The following is a 14,255-nucleotide window of genomic DNA, read 5'->3' as shown; positions in this document are numbered from 1 at the left end:
TAAAAGTTGCCTCTGCTGCACCAAGATTCACAGATAGGCTTTGTCTAACATCTCGACCAACTACTGCTTGAGTTCTGCCCATTTCACAGCGAGTTTACCGTGAGGCTCAACAGCGAGACTCACCTCATTCGGACTGTCGTAAAGGTAAAGGTTATCAATATAATAGTGTTGGAGCTGATTGGTGTGGAAACCGAGGACACCTTTGGGATGCAGATTCTTGACATCGCTTAAATCTGAAACCTTTTGATATCTGAGTTCGCCTTGTCGCTTGATATAGAGTTCAAAATCACTACCTCTGCCGAGCAGCGCAAGGGTGTACCATACTTTTGTTTCAATGGGGATCGGAAATTCATCTCTGAAGTCAATGTACTCGTTCCATGTGCCTCGATCATTGCCTTCTCGCTTGTACCAACGTGCGGAATTAGGGCGACCAAATCCATCACTCGGCGTAATAATCAACTGATAGAAATGTAGATCTTCGTTTGCCCGGAATAGGAGCTCCATCTTACTCGGCTGTGGATCCGAAAAAAGGTAGAAATCAAGACGAAGCCCAAAATTTTCAAATTCTATGATGCCATATCCAAAATCCTCAGCCCCGTTTCCATCACCAGCGACGCGATGTATCTCCAGGTGCTCGTTTTTGATATCCCAAGATTCCTTCTGCCCTTTCCAGTACTTATCTTTGAGTTTACCCTTAAAATCGTCTTCTACAAGGAGCTTAGCATTACTCATCTGACATAACAACAGTGCTGATATGATCAGAATACAGAGAATAACGATTTTTCGCATGGTAGTCACCTCTGTTAGAATAAAAATCTGTCTTTATTATACCCGACCTATTAGAATTTGTCAAGACTTTTTAGAAAAAAAATCAGAGCCATTCAATTGTCCCATAATTTCAATTTTTCGCGTAAAACGTCTCCGTGTAGGAGTACCCTTCTGGTTGCGACGCTTCTTCTAAAATCGACAAAAAACGGAAAACTGGATGACTCTGGGAAAAAATAGGAATGTCTGGGAGCGGATACGAAAAATTAAGGGGTTTATTGGTATATGGTACCCTTCATGATTACCCAAACAACGCGCGTCGTATCTGACGGACTGCCTGACGAATTCGATCTTCGTTCTCCACAAGCGCGATGCGGATATATCCTTCACCGTTATGCCCAAACCCGGCACCCGGAGAGACACAGACCTCCGCTTCATTGAGGAGTTTCATAGAGAAGTCCAGAGAGTTCAGATGCCGCCACGCCTCAGGAATAGGTGCCCAAACGAACATAGAAGCCTGCGGTTTCGGCACGGTCCATCCGATCCGGTTTAGCCCTTCAACAAGCACATCGCGGCGTTTCTGGTAGATAGCAGCGTTTTCCATCACCGTATCTTCTGGCGTGCGGAGTGCCATAATTGCAGCGACCTGAATCGGTGCGAAAATACCATAGTCATAGTAGCCTTTAATCCGAGCGAGAGCCTCAATAATATCTCTATTTCCGGCTGCAAACCCACACCGCCACCCTGCCATGTTATAGGATTTGGATAGGGATATAAATTCAATACCGACATCCTTCGCGCCCTTCGCTTGCAGGAAACTCGGTGCTTTGTAGCCATCAAAAACGATGTCTGCATAAGCCAAATCATGGACAACAACGATCTCCTGTTGTTTCGCGAACGCGACGATCTCCTCAAAGAAGCCAAGATCAACGACAGCTCCCGTAGGGTTATGCGGAAAACTTAAAATCAACATTTTCGGTCTCGGCCAAATATCGCGTGTAATCTCGGTCAGCGAAGGGATGAAATCGTTCTCTTCAGTGAGCGGTATACTCACAACGCTTCCACCCGCAAGGACAACACTATAAGTATGAATCGGGAACGTTGGATTCGGCACCATCGCTAAGTCGCCTTCGTCAATCATGGCTAAAGCGAGGTGCCCAAGTCCTTCTTTGGTTCCGATGACAGCAATTGCTTCCTCATTTGGATCAATGTTAACACCGAATCGGCGTTCATAATGCCAACTGACTTCTCTACGGAGATTGTAGATACCGCGCGATGCCGAGTAGCGGTGATTTCGCATCTCCTGCGCGGCTTCTGTCAGTTTATCAATAATAGGTTGCGGTGTCGGTTGATTCGGGTTCCCCATCCCCAAATCGATAATATCTACACCTTGCTGGCGACGTTCGTGTGTTATCTGCTTCAGCTTACCAAACATGTAGGGTGGGAGTCGATTTAAGCGTTTTGAAAATATATTCATTTTTTTAAATATTTGGGTTTTTGCTCATTTTTTTCCTTCGTCAAAAAATGGTTTCCGATGCGTTTCAACTGATTCTTTTCCATAATATCATGAACATATAGAGGTCACTATCACAATCCTCGTTTTTATCAAATTGAAACCGTTTTCTGACAAAGGTAAGGAAACGAACAGAGATTATTTATGTTAACGAATTGATTTCCTATATCCTATCCATCATGCTCCAATATGACCGTAATCGGTCACCCCAATTTGATATTATCCGTTTCGGACTTGGATGCGCCATCACCTGCCGATGGAGTTTGGTTTCTTGGGCAAGCAGTTTATCTTGGCACATTTTGATGACTTCATCGTAAGCCTCGTCCTCAGCCAAATTTTGCATCTCTCCGGGATCATCGTGCCGATCAAACAGCTGCGCAAGTCCGAACTGTGCAGCATCTGGTCCGGGAGGTAAGAAATCCTCCACCGCCTTCGGTTTATATTCCGTAACGTATTTATACTGTTCGGTGACGATCGCGCGTCCCCAGTAATTGCTCTCTATGTAAGCAGAATCGTGCCATGGGACCTCTTTCCCTTCAGCAAGCGGACGTACACTGGTTCCCTGTAGCCTTCCTGATGTATCAATACCAGCGTAATCACAAACAGTAGGGAATAGGTCTACACCGGAAACGAAGTGCGTTTCGTCAAGCCGGTCTTTCTCTATAGGAATCTCATCTCCCAAACACGCCACGATGAACGGGACTCGTACGCTCTCTTCATAAAGCGTGAACTTCTGGAACATCTGGTGGCTGCCACACGCCTCACCGTGGTCAGCACTGAAGATAATGAGCGTGTTGTGGTGCAGAGATGTTTCACGTAGCAACGCCAGGACTCGACCAATCTCAGCATCAACCTTTTCGATGAACCGGTAATAGTTCCATCTCAAGTAACGCCACTGAAGTTCATCCCAATCGCGTACCCCTTTAAGAATAGCGGCGTGGATAAGTGCGTCATCAACCCTTCGACAGACCCGATGCAGCAGCGTCTCCCGCGTATCGTAGTCGAAGTTTTCCGGGAGTGGTGGCAAAGCATCTTCCGAAACAATTCCCTGTTCCACCGGATTCGGGATACGTTTTTCCTCATGGTTGTGCAGATATTCGCAGACATCATGCGGATCAACATACCCAATTTGGAGATAAAAAGGTTCTGCGCCATCGTAGTTCGTCAAGAAATCGGCAACAGCGTGCGTGGATGCTGAATCGTAATACGCTGCACCGCCAGCACCGATATTGCGTCGCCCGTAATAGAGCGTCTGAAAACTTTCACGGACATTCCGACCCGGAACATGCCACTTGCCACAGTGGAAAGCTTTGTAGCCGCCTTCGCTGAGCACTTGACCAAGATCGGGGATTTCTGGATGCAGATGTCCACCGTTGAAAGGGACACCTGTTTCGGAGGTGTATAATCCCGTCGCCCAACTCGAACGCGCAGCGGCACACACTGGATCCGTACAATATGACTGACGAAAGGAGGTGCCATTCCTATGAAGCGTATCAATATTAGGCGTTTGAAGATACGGGTTTCCGTATGCCGAGATCGCATCCCACGAGTGCTGGTCGGTATTGATAAAGAGAATATTCGGACGTTTGCTCACGTATTCCCTCCTATCTTCTCTTTCAGCACCAACGTCTCAAAAAAGGTAGAAGCGATGGCGATGCTCCCATCTGCATCAAGCCACCAATACGAAGGCAAAAGTCCAGTACCGTAAAGGTAATAACCATCAAGCGACAAAGGTTTCTGTATTGTCTCAAGGAAACCGAGCCTGCTTTTTAGTCTAAGCTGCTCCAAGTCTTCAAGCAGTGCGAGTTTCACGCCGTTGCCTGAGACTCGGATTGTCTCCGCAAGTGCGGGAATTACGTCGAAAAGTGCCCAATTGCACGTCAGTTTGGCAGTTGTGTCCACTGTTCCAACAACGATCTCAGTTCCGCTAACGCGAAGCCGTACCTCCGAATCTTCAACAAGATACCCTTCACACGTCACTTTGGAATATTCATCGTTGCCACTATTTCGGGCATCAACGCGCCAACTGCCTGTGAGCGGACGATAGTGTTCATCACTACAGCGGAATTGCATCCGTAGGTTCTCGCCGCTTGTTGTATTCTCATATTGGACGGAATAGTTCCACAGACCGTCCTGCTTGCTGCGTTCAAGAATAACTGTCCCGATGCTCAGCGTCTCCTTAGCATCTCCTCCAGCATAACCGCGCCAATAGTTCGGCAGAATATTATAGATATGCGTGAGAGCCTGCCCTGTTTGCGTGTCCCGCGCATCGGTATCCGTCGTGTAACACCGGTCAAGTGTTCCAATCAATTCCTGTACAAATTGGGGGTTTTGCGCACCATAATTATAGTCAAACGACCAGTGATGCTCACTGTTATTATTCATGTGCGTATTTTGGGGGGTTTACCGGATGCGGCGTTGTGCGCATAACGCGTCGTTTCGGGCAAACGATAGCCTCGACAACATGCCAACACCCACACACGTGCTGAATCCAAGGAGATTCGGTGCCCTATAGATACATACACCACCCGAACGTTCGCGCGCGTGCGGACTGCAGCACCGATTACCTCCTCTTTGGCTGTGAGGTACGTGTAAGCACCTTGTTCTGAATCAGGTTCTTCGTATTGTCCCCAGAGCCGGGATTTTGCACAACCGATCGTCGGTTTATCCAAGATCAGCCCCAAGTGCGATGCGAGTCCGAATCGCCTCGGGTGTGCGATGCCCTGCCCGTCTACGATGACCAGATCGGGTTCTGTTTGCAACGCCGCAAACGCTGTTAGCAGCGGTGGGATTTCTCGAAAGGACAACAACCCCGGTATATAAGGAAAACGAACAGGGCTCTCTGTAACCACGCTATCTACCACCTGCAGTTCGGGAAAGCTGAGGACTACCACGGATGCGAGTGCGGTGTCCTTTTTCAACCCGATGTCTACCCCAGCAACGGTGTTGATTGTCCCAAACCGGTCTGTTTGAACCACCTGAGAGCGGAGTTCGTTTTGGAGCTGCCGCGCTTCTTCAGGTGTAACATCCCACGAATGGAGGGCGCGATATTTCATAGCTGCCGCTGTTCGTTTTCAATGTAAACGTCATTTTGTGTTATAATATTTTAGGCTCCAAGACACGGTGGCGATCCTCCGCCGGATGCTCCATAACATTATAACACAAAAATTTTCAATTGTCAAGCCGTTTCAACGTAGTCTACACGTAGAAACGCCTACTTTTCCGGTGTCGTTTCTTTGACTTCAACGGCACCAGGTTTAGTGATATGCCGGATGCCCGCGAAAAAAGCGGAAAGAATTAAATAGCCGCCACCAATACCGATGAGGGCACCTAAACTGCCTATAATAATTTCTACTCCGTTGAACATCGTCTATTCTCCCCAACATAAGATTTATATTAGAGCCCTATGTGAGCCTGTTGACGTCTTTTTCAGGTTTCAACCTGCTACTGAAATTATTGCAATATACGCAACTATCTATTAATCGGTTACAGTTTTGTTTTCTTTAAATTTTTCCGACTAACAACAGAATTAGTAGGAATTAACATGAATCACGCTGCAGAAGTAGCAAGAATCATGCCAATGCAAAACGCCAAAATGGGGGATAAAAGTTGGGAAAGTGTGTGTTCCTTGACACAATTCGGCTGGAGGTTTGACAGAAATGTATTAAAATGGAAACACATTGATTTGACATACTCCCCCCGCTAAAGCAGGGGGATTCTTGAAGTCCTCCTACGCGGGGCAGATTGTGGTATCAACAGAGATTGCTCACGATTGTGAGTCTTACATCTCCTACTCCAAAGGTTGATGTCCCAACCTTCTGACTCTGATAGAGTCAGCCTAAATTATGTGACACGTGATTTTTAACGGGATGCACCTGTAAGTGTCTTTCCCTAAACGTGCAACGGATACCCGAAAGGGTTTTGTCAATATAGAGGCGTGTGAGGCTTTTACGTGATTGTCTCATTGACGAGCGTTCCGACAACACATCAATCACAACCAATGCCGAACACGAAAAGTATTCTAACATTTTTGGCAAACTTTGTCAATATAAATATAGGCAGTGTCTACATCCCTGCCTTGAAAGACAGGGTTTTGACACTGAAGAAAATGATAATTTTACCCGATGTGTGCTTTTTCATTGTTAGATCGGCATACATCAAGCATCGTGAGGATACTTGGTGGTACAAGGTGTTCAATCGCTTCACCGCGCGCTAACAATTCACGTACCTCCGTTGAGGACATATAGGCATAAACATCTGGCAACAGAAGGCTTGAAACGTAAGCAGCATACTGGCGAATGTTTGATTGTGCCATGAAGGACGCTATTGTCTGAATATCCGCCTCTGCCCGGTTCGCAACGATAAAGCGAGCCGACGCAAACACCTCTTGCAATTCAGCATGGAAATCGGTGTAGTATTTTGTGTCAAAGATCCTGACGAGGGTATCATACCCGACAATAAAATGGAATTCAGTGTCCGGTGGGAATATAGATTTTAAGGCGACGACTTTATCAATATACCTCCCGTGGCTTGATACACCGACAGAAAACGCTTGTTGACTCTCCGCGTATTTTCTGACTGTCAGGAGTCGCGCAGCAAGGGGTAAACCGAACACCGATTTATCTACGTTCGCTTTTGCAAGAAGTAGGAGCAGTTCATCTAACTCGTATTTAGCGACAGTATCCTCCACCATCTGCGTATGCGCAAGCGTCAGCGGATTGAAGGAACCAGAAAAAATGCCGAGTTTCTTACCGCGCATAAGTATCGGGGGCGCAGCGCGCTGGACAAGCTCTATCTGCGGCGGTGCCGATGGATCCAACCGGTTAAAGAGTTCAGTGTACCGTCCATAGTCGGGATGGCTCTCGCATTTTTGTATCAAGAGATTCAAGAGTGATTTCGCCATTATCTTCCACCTGCGTTCTTGTCCGAGTCAAAAGATTTACGTGAAGAGAGAATCAATCGATGTCGGCTTCGGCTTTTTTCGCTTCTTCCCAGATTGCGTCTAAACTTTCTAAGTTTTGTGCTTCAAAATTCGTGCCGCGGCGTTCTAATTCTGCTTCCATCCATTTAAAACGCTGTATAAATTTTCGGTTCGCCTGCCGCAATGTCTCCTCCGCTTGAATCTCCATAAAACGACACAGATTCACGATAGCAAACAACAGGTCCCCGAGTTCCATCGCTGTTGCCTCTGGGTCATCTGTGCTGATACTCACTTTAACTTCCTCAAGTTCCTCCTCAACCTTAGCAACAACATCGGTCAGCTCATCCCAATCAAAACCGACACGTGCTGCGCGGTTCTGTATCTTCTGTGCGCGGAGCAGCATCGGGAGTGCGTTCGGAATCCCATCAAGTACGGATTTCCGATCCTCATAACCCGCCTCTTGACGTTTGATCGCCTCCCAATTCCTCACGACCTCATCCGAATTCTCAACATCCACATTACCAAAGACATGCGGATGCCGCCGTATAAGTTTCTCTGTTAAGGTCTCAATTACGCCGTAGATGTCAAAATCCTCGTGTTCGGCTGCAATCTGTGCCTGAAGCATGATGTTTAAAAGCAGATCACCGAGTTCTTCTTTCAACTTCTTTGGATCACCCGTATCAATCGCTTCAAGGGTCTCGTAGGTTTCCTCAATGAGTGTAGATTTCAGCGATTCATGCGTCTGCTCGCGATCCCACGGACATCCATTTTCGCTTCGCAGTGTCGCTATGACATCAACGAGTTCCTCAAACAGATCTTTTGGCATACCGATCTCCTTTACTTCGTTCCTGTTTTGTTTTTCAAGTTCTTCACGTGTTTCTGGACTTCTGGGTAGCGTTCCGCCTCTGGAAAATAAGTCAGGTAGAGTTCATAGAGTTGCAACGCGCGCGCATAGTTTTTCTGTGTTTCTGCCGCACGGGCGCGTTTTTCTAACGCATCTGCCTTCGCATTCAACAGTTCACTGAGCAATTGCGTAGCACGCGCCGCGAAAACACTCTTGCTATATGTATTGCGAAACATCTCTAACGCCTTCACCACTTCAGCATACGGTTTCTTATCCCCTGCCTTTTTCAACTGGTCGAGTTGGATTTCGGCTTGCGTAGTAAGACGTGTCGCTGATTCTTTCGCTGTGCGGCATAATTCCGTATCAGGCAAAATGTCCACAATTTGGGCATAAAGTGTGAACGCTTCGCCCAGTCTACCATCCTTTTCAGCGATTTGTGCCTTTTCAAACCCAGACTCAACCTGTTTCGCTGGTCCATAAGCAATAAGCCACTCTCGCATCTTCGTTTTTGTTGACCATTTTGGAGAAAGACTGTGTGTTTCATCTGGCCACCCCTCAAACGTCACATCTGCGCCCCACTCTGTATAAAACCCGGATGCGCGTTTTGCGCGTGGATAGTGTGGATCATCCAATTCGCCTGCGCCGTAGAAGATCGGGTGCCCGCGAATCAGTTCAGTTGGCGGTGGTTCCATATCCACATTGCGTCTACCTGCACCCAAAATAAGAAAACCTGCTAACCGATCCAGCAACTGTTCTCCGAGAACGGTTGTCGAATAGCCGCCTTGGCTATAACCACCCATGAAGATATAATCCATTGCTATATTCAGGCGTGCTGAGACGAGTGCTATAACTTCATAAAAAAATGCCTTTTCAGGTGCTGTTTTGGTAGGTGGGAGGTGTCCTTTGTAATAGTCATCAGTTGCGTAATTCATGCCGACAATGATAAACCCTTCTCCTTTTGTTATATGCCTGAACATCTGGGTTGTGGCTGTCCCACGGTAACCGTGGTAATAAAAAATAACCGGAAATGGACGTTTATCGGTGTAATCAACCGGAACGTAAAGGAGAAAAGTTTTCCCTGTCTTTGGGGCTGTGATACGCACTTCCTTTCCCGGCAATAATTCAGCATCTGACATTGGCACATCAGCGGAGAGGACACTGCAAAACAGAAGCAGCGGGAGTGTGCTGAAGCAAGCGGTTTTTGCCCTACGGCGTGAATAATTGGAACGGAGGCATTTGATATGGCAAGCTGCACTGAAAAAGTGTGTTCTCATGCGTCCGTATCACTCTCCTGAAGTGCCTCTAATTGAAGAATCAGTTGACCAAGTTGCAGTCGCAACAGTAGTGTGTAGATTTGCATGAGTAGCGTGACCTGCGCTTCCGTTGGCAAATCGCTGGCATAAATCACGGCGAGTAACCTATCCGCACGTTCACGGACCTGCTCGGCTTTCTCTAAATCGTCTTCTTCTGTCTCCGGTGTACTCTCCTTAATAAACTGCCAAATGCGATCTTGAATTTCGAGCATGTAATTCTTTGCCATTGCAGTGCGTGCCTTCTTAGCAGAATCTACCCAGATCGTATTCGCCTTCCAATTGAGCATAAACGCCACACTGTTGATAACCACATCCCGGAGCGTATCTTCACCAGAAAGAAGCTCCTCAAGGTTAGTGATCCCTTCCGCCTCTGCCGAGAAAGTGCGAACGCGCGTAAAATCCTTTAAGTTTGTCAGCACCAACTCGTTATCAGCGATAAGCCGCCAAAAATCTGCACTCGTTGAAAGCAAGATCTCTACACGATTGCAAACTGCTTCGGGGATTTGCGCGCGAACACAGTAGTAATGGAGACTGTGGAGCTGACTCCGAAAGAGTTGCAAGCTCTCAGCCGTCTGGATTGCCGAAGAACGTGCAATATGCGGGAGGAGTTCCTCCCGAATCTGATTCAAAAGTGTAGGGATAGTGCGTTCAATGTTCATATTTTAATTTTCAGTCTTCGCTGCTTTTAGTTGCTTCGCTTTTTCAAAAGCATCTATCGCCGCTCTCGCTTTACCAAGCCCAGCGTTTGCAAGTCCCAGACCTCCGTAGTGCCCGGCGTAACCACCATCCAACTTAATAGCTGCCTTAAAATCTTCAATTGCCGACTTATACAATTTTCGTGCTTCCTTTGAATGTCCGTGCTTCGCCTTCGCGTAACCGAGTAGGTAGCGCACCGACCCTCGAAAATGGTAAGAAAAACTAAAATTTGATTTTTGTTCAAGGGCTTTATTAAAATCGTGAAGTGCTGCTTGACAGTCTTCAATCGCCTCGTTGGGGTCACGACTAGCTCCGCGTAGGAGCTTTGTCACGCCTCTATTTGTGTAGTAATAAGCTAGATCATTCTTGGTGGCTAATTTAATGGCTTCATCATAGTTTTGGATGGCTTCTTTATATAGGTTTCGTGCGCCTTCTAAATCGGCTAAATCCGCTTTGAGTTTTCCAAGTTTTTCTTTTATGTTGCCGAGCCGGTTGTATGCCCTGACTCGAAAATTTTTGGCACGCTCAAGATTTTTGCTTAACGCAAGACTTTTGTTAAAGTGCTCAATTGCTTCTTCATAATCACCGCTTTTGTAGGCTTCATTGCCCCAATGATTATGGGCGATGATAGAATCTACTTTAGCCTCTATATTCTTCTGTGAAGTTTCCTTTGCCTCCGCTCTGGCTCTGTAAGCTTCAGCATAAATCGTTGGATTCTTTAATTTAATAGCTTGATCAAAGGCGTTAATTGCTGCTTGATATTCTCCAAGACGTTGCTGCGTTATACCTAATTTGTAGTAAGCTTCCGGGTAATTTAGATTTAGTTTGATAGCCGTTTTAAAGTCAGCACCCGCTGCTTGATAATCACCGTCGTCACTAAGCAAGAGTCGCACATCGCCGCGTGCATAATAGGCTTTCGCATAATCTGAATTCTGGCTGATAGCTGCTGTATAGTCTTGAATAGCACCTTCATAGTCGCTGCTTTTCTGCTTTGCATTGCCCCGCGCATAATAGGTCTTGTCATCCGGATTTAACGCAATGGATTTATCAAATTTTCTAATTGCCTTTTGATAGTTATCGCTGTTAGCATCGGCTCTACCCCAGCAATAGTAAGCTTTAGCTAAGTTTAGATTGGCTTTTTCATATTGACCTAAGTTTTTCTGCATGTCCCCAAGATTGAGGTAGAGCTGTCCCAACAGCGTATAATCTGAATTTAGGCCGATGGCTTCGGTATAGTCGTCAATCGCACCTGCATAATCTGGGTTAGGCTTTTTTGCTTGCGCGATGCCCCGATTAAAATAGGCATAAGCATTTTTCGGATTTCGTTTGATGGCTTCTGTACAATCGTCAAATGCTCCATCGTAGTCGTTCCTGTTCAATTTTACGTTGCCTCGGTTGTTATAGGCACGGGCATCCTTCGGATTTCGTTTGATGGCTTCAGTATAGTCGTCAACCGCACCTGCATAATCTGGGTTAGGCTTTCTTTTTTTCGCAATGCCTCGATGACGGTAAGCTTCTGCATAATCTGGATTTAATTCAAGAGTTTTGTTAAAGTCTTGAATTGCGTTCCCGTAGTTACCCTTGTTTAGATTCGCTATACCTCTAAGGAAGTAGACGGCGAAATTATCTGGGATCAATCCGATCGCGTCATCAAAGTCTTTAATCGCCTCCTGATGCCGTTTGAGGCTGTATTTTGCCTGCCCTCGGATCGTGTAGGCATCAGCATACCGGTATAATGGAATGGCTTTATTAATCCCTTCTACTGCCAGATCATAATCATGGTTTTCTAATTTATTATGCCCCCACATTTCATAGACAAAGGCAAGTATAGGATCTTTCTTTTGCCAATCCGAGAGATTTTGCTCATCTGAATTAAGCAATGACTTCAGTGCCATTGAAGTACTGGCGAAACTAAAATTCTCGGCTGTGGAAACGGCGATTCCAATAACTTGTCCGTTGCTGTTTAGGACTGGTCCGCCACTGTTCCCAGTAGAAACAACAGAAGCCCCGCGATTTTCTGGAAAACCTTCGGGGACCAACCGAAGTTGTTTGTCGCTGTTTCGGATGCCGTGTACTTTGCCCTTTGTGACATCGTAAGCTCCACCGGGGTAACCTGCGAGGAAAATGGGTTCGTTTATTTTTCCTTCGCCAATTTCAAGGGGGTTGCCTTTACCTTCCACCTTTAGAACAACCAAGTCACGGTCGAGATCATATCCAGTGACCTTTTCAATATTGTAAACTTTTGTTTTCCCAACAGCGAAAACCATTCTTGCACCAGCAACAACATGGATATTGGTCGCAATTTTATCACGTCCTACGAAAAAGCCGCTACCGTGGTTGATACCGCTGTCTGCCTCTCCGATAACTATCAGGACTGTAGCATCTTTAGCACGCTGCTCGGGAGTCTGTGTACAAGAGCATAGGATCCCGAAAATAAGTAATGCGAATAAAAATTTTCTACTATATGTCATAAGCACGATCTTTCTTATGGTTTAGGCTTCATTATGAGTTGACCAATAAAGGTTAGATAGGTGTAGGAGGACTCCCGCAACTACAAAACGCTGGAAATGCTTAAAACATTCCATAATAGGATAGCAGGTTTCCCGTAAAAAGTCAATTTGACAATTACTGGAAGACTGTGTTAAAATGTGGATAGGAAATACATAGGGCAAACGGAGGGCTGGGTCATGAAATTATTTATCGTTGCTATCATCAGTATCGCGTTTTTCGGGATGCTCGCGAGTTTCGCCGACGAACAGGCTGAGCCAGCACCGCCAAAAGTTGGCGACACAGCACCGGATTGGACGCTCCAAGACCCTGAAGAGAAAGAACATAACCTGAAGAAGCTGCGCGGTAAGGTCGTCTTTCTGATTCTCGGTAACCGGAAAATTCGGAAGGAAGACGACAAATGGGCAGAGGCGTTTCAGAAGGATTATCGAGAGAACACACAGGTTAACGCCTATATCATCGCCGATATGCGGAGCGTTCCGGGGTTCATACCGAAACGGTTTATTAGAGGTCAACTCAAGAAAAACCCGCCGCCTGTGAAATTCCTACTGGATTGGAAAGGCGAAGTGCATAAACAGTATCAGACAGAAAAAAAGAAACCGACGCTCTACCTAATCTCGCAGAAAGGCACGATTGTATTCCACCGAAAAGCGGATTTCAAACCGGAGGCTTATGCCGAACTTAAAAAGGAAATCGACAAACTTTTAACCGCCCCTGACGAAGAGTAATTTTTTCTGGATCTGCCCTGCGATCCCTTCTATTTTTTTATTCAAGAAAAGTAACCAACCGCGTCCAACCCATTGTAATAGGAGAAAAATATGTCTTCTACAGAACCCAAAGTCGAAAATTACCTATCCAGTCCAATCTTTCCGCTTGTTACTGGACTGCTCCTTGGTGGATTCGGGCTGTTCGCGATGTGGGTAGCAGCAGACGATACGCTGTTCCATATTTTAGCGTTATTTCTAACTGTCTGCGGTTTCTCCGCCGCTGCTTACGGACTAATGGGAACATTAGAGGGCAAACAGCCCAGAAAACTTACTAAAAGTGAACGGCAAGAAGTACTCACACTTTCTCAGAGTTTGAAGGTACGTTACCCGACTTACACATTGAAGGTTCACAAATTGAAAGAGAAGCACGAGACGCTTCATGAGAAGTTCCCTGAAATTCGGGCATACGCTGAGGAATTCAATCACCGTCTCAAGATGTTCCAATCTGGGTTAGCTGAATTGGAGACACAACTCCACGATAACCTAAAAAAGCACGCGCCTGTTATAGATAATGACAGTGTAGACGGTGTCGCAAAGAAAATTATTTGGTCGGATAAGCAGCTTGAGTTGACGCAATTAGGGACTGCCTTAAAAACGTTAGCCGAGACAGAAAGACCGGTAGTGCCAGAGACTTACCGTAGCGTGTTGAGTCGTATTCGTAAAGACCTCAAAAGGTTTGATAACGGCGTAACGCTTTACCACGAATTGCTGATAGCATGCACCAAAGAAACCTCCGAGTTTGATGCCATCAAAGCATTGAAAGAAGAAGTTGAGGCGGTTGACGCGCTAATGTCCCTGCACGAAGCTGAATTGCAAAAACTGGAGACAGATACCCAAACGCAATACGAGATGTCAAAAATGGCACTGTCGATGTTTCAAGAACGTTTTGACGAGTTCAAATCGGATTGAGAGTTTTAATAGCAAACTT

13 protein-coding genes are annotated in these 14,255 nt (G+C 46.2%); 2 read left to right on the top strand and 11 right to left on the bottom strand.

Annotation, left to right across the window (positions count from 1 at the left end):
* Positions 1-60: 60 nt before the first annotated feature.
* From OXH00_22000 to OXH00_21950, 11 genes are all read right to left on the bottom strand, one after another.
* Positions 61-789 (bottom strand): hypothetical protein, encoded by a 729-nt coding sequence (locus OXH00_22000; protein ID MCY3743697.1) that lies wholly within the window; start codon positions 787-789, stop codon positions 61-63.
* Positions 790-1,066: 277 nt separating this feature from the next.
* Entirely contained in the window at positions 1,067-2,242 is a 1,176-nt protein-coding gene (locus tag OXH00_21995; GenBank protein MCY3743696.1) for an aminotransferase class I/II-fold pyridoxal phosphate-dependent enzyme, read from the bottom strand.
* A 199-nt stretch (positions 2,243-2,441) separates the two neighbouring features.
* Entirely contained in the window at positions 2,442-3,872 is a 1,431-nt protein-coding gene (locus OXH00_21990; GenBank protein ID MCY3743695.1) for a sulfatase-like hydrolase/transferase, read from the bottom strand.
* On the bottom strand, positions 3,869-4,663 hold the full coding sequence (locus OXH00_21985) for a hypothetical protein (protein MCY3743694.1): 795 nt from the start codon (positions 4,661-4,663) through the stop codon (positions 3,869-3,871). The genes OXH00_21990 and OXH00_21985 overlap by 4 nt, the downstream gene beginning before the upstream one ends.
* Entirely contained in the window at positions 4,660-5,334 is a 675-nt protein-coding gene (gene nfi / locus OXH00_21980) for a deoxyribonuclease V (GenBank protein ID MCY3743693.1), read from the bottom strand. Before nfi ends, OXH00_21985 begins: the two co-directional genes overlap by 4 nt.
* A gap of 158 nt (positions 5,335-5,492) precedes the next feature.
* Complete coding sequence (locus tag OXH00_21975; protein ID MCY3743692.1) at positions 5,493-5,645, bottom strand: hypothetical protein; 153 nt, start codon at positions 5,643-5,645, stop codon at positions 5,493-5,495.
* Positions 5,646-6,395: 750 nt separating this feature from the next.
* Entirely contained in the window at positions 6,396-7,181 is a 786-nt protein-coding gene (locus OXH00_21970; protein ID MCY3743691.1) for a hypothetical protein, read from the bottom strand.
* A gap of 52 nt (positions 7,182-7,233) precedes the next feature.
* Positions 7,234-8,025: a nucleoside triphosphate pyrophosphohydrolase gene (gene mazG / locus OXH00_21965; GenBank protein ID MCY3743690.1), complete on the bottom strand. Its 792-nt coding sequence runs from the start codon at positions 8,023-8,025 to the stop codon at positions 7,234-7,236.
* A gap of 11 nt (positions 8,026-8,036) precedes the next feature.
* Entirely contained in the window at positions 8,037-9,317 is a 1,281-nt protein-coding gene (locus OXH00_21960; protein ID MCY3743689.1) for a hypothetical protein, read from the bottom strand.
* The gene (locus OXH00_21955) at positions 9,314-10,015 is read right to left on the bottom strand and encodes a hypothetical protein (GenBank protein MCY3743688.1); all 702 of its coding nucleotides are present in this window, start codon (positions 10,013-10,015) and stop codon (positions 9,314-9,316) included. Before OXH00_21955 ends, OXH00_21960 begins: the two co-directional genes overlap by 4 nt.
* 3 nt (positions 10,016-10,018) lie before the next feature.
* Positions 10,019-12,523, bottom strand: coding sequence for a tetratricopeptide repeat protein (locus OXH00_21950; GenBank protein MCY3743687.1), 2,505 nt, complete (start codon positions 12,521-12,523; stop codon positions 10,019-10,021).
* 216 nt (positions 12,524-12,739) lie between these two features.
* Between OXH00_21950 and OXH00_21945 the strand changes: the two genes are divergently transcribed.
* Entirely contained in the window at positions 12,740-13,288 is a 549-nt protein-coding gene (locus OXH00_21945) for a redoxin domain-containing protein (GenBank protein MCY3743686.1), read from the top strand.
* 90 nt (positions 13,289-13,378) lie between these two features.
* Positions 13,379-14,236 (top strand): hypothetical protein, encoded by an 858-nt coding sequence (locus OXH00_21940; GenBank protein ID MCY3743685.1) that lies wholly within the window; start codon positions 13,379-13,381, stop codon positions 14,234-14,236.
* Positions 14,237-14,255: the final 19 nt, after the last annotated feature.

The sequence above is a fragment of the Candidatus Poribacteria bacterium genome, from assembly GCA_026706025.1.
Classification (GTDB): domain Bacteria; phylum Poribacteria; class WGA-4E; order WGA-4E; family WGA-3G; genus WGA-3G.
This window is presented reverse-complemented; position numbering and strand designations above follow the sequence as displayed.

Excerpts from the sequence above, each read along its gene's own strand:
- OXH00_22000 (MCY3743697.1), bottom strand. The coding sequence starts at position 789 with ATGCGAAAAATCGTTATTCTCTGTATTCTGATCATATCAGCACTGTTG.
- OXH00_21940 (MCY3743685.1), top strand. The coding sequence starts at position 13,379 with ATGTCTTCTACAGAACCCAAAGTCGAAAATTACCTATCCAGTCCAATC.
- OXH00_21970 (MCY3743691.1), bottom strand. The coding sequence starts at position 7,181 with ATGGCGAAATCACTCTTGAATCTCTTGATACAAAAATGCGAGAGCCAT.
- OXH00_21950 (MCY3743687.1), bottom strand. The coding sequence starts at position 12,523 with ATGACATATAGTAGAAAATTTTTATTCGCATTACTTATTTTCGGGATC.
- OXH00_21985 (MCY3743694.1), bottom strand. The coding sequence starts at position 4,663 with ATGAATAATAACAGTGAGCATCACTGGTCGTTTGACTATAATTATGGT.
- OXH00_21945 (MCY3743686.1), top strand. The coding sequence starts at position 12,740 with ATGAAATTATTTATCGTTGCTATCATCAGTATCGCGTTTTTCGGGATG.
- OXH00_21955 (MCY3743688.1), bottom strand. The coding sequence starts at position 10,015 with ATGAACATTGAACGCACTATCCCTACACTTTTGAATCAGATTCGGGAG.
- OXH00_21995 (MCY3743696.1), bottom strand. The coding sequence starts at position 2,242 with ATGAATATATTTTCAAAACGCTTAAATCGACTCCCACCCTACATGTTT.
- OXH00_21960 (MCY3743689.1), bottom strand. The coding sequence starts at position 9,317 with ATGAGAACACACTTTTTCAGTGCAGCTTGCCATATCAAATGCCTCCGT.
- OXH00_21975 (MCY3743692.1), bottom strand. The coding sequence starts at position 5,645 with ATGTTCAACGGAGTAGAAATTATTATAGGCAGTTTAGGTGCCCTCATC.
- nfi (MCY3743693.1), bottom strand. The coding sequence starts at position 5,334 with ATGAAATATCGCGCCCTCCATTCGTGGGATGTTACACCTGAAGAAGCG.
- mazG (MCY3743690.1), bottom strand. The coding sequence starts at position 8,025 with ATGCCAAAAGATCTGTTTGAGGAACTCGTTGATGTCATAGCGACACTG.